At 46.6% G+C, this 238-nt stretch carries 1 pseudogene; it reads right to left on the bottom strand.

Annotated elements, in window-relative coordinates:
* A pseudogene (locus tag RTW80_RS30725) lies at nt 1-238 on the bottom strand (hypothetical protein); the annotation flags it as partial.

Raw genomic sequence — 238 nt, 5'->3', positions numbered from 1 at the left:
GCGCGGAAGAGGCTTTATCTCCTCAGTCTGCTCTCCTTCAAGACGCAAGATCTCTTCACCACTGCTATCAACGATCTTAAAAACCGGTGCCTCTTTCCCATCAAGAGGAGCTCGAACGACATTAACTAGCGCATCGCGAATTACTGGATCAGTGACAAGCTTAGCAACCGCATCATTGCATACGATTTCTTCACCATCGAGCTCAAGAACAGATTCATTTGTGCCGACTCTTTTAGTA

This window comes from Escherichia sp. AM3 (assembly GCF_032029835.1).
Taxonomy (GTDB): domain Bacteria; phylum Pseudomonadota; class Gammaproteobacteria; order Enterobacterales; family Enterobacteriaceae; genus Escherichia; species Escherichia coli.
Note: the sequence above shows the minus strand (reverse complement) of the source record. Positions and strands in the feature narration are given on the sequence as shown.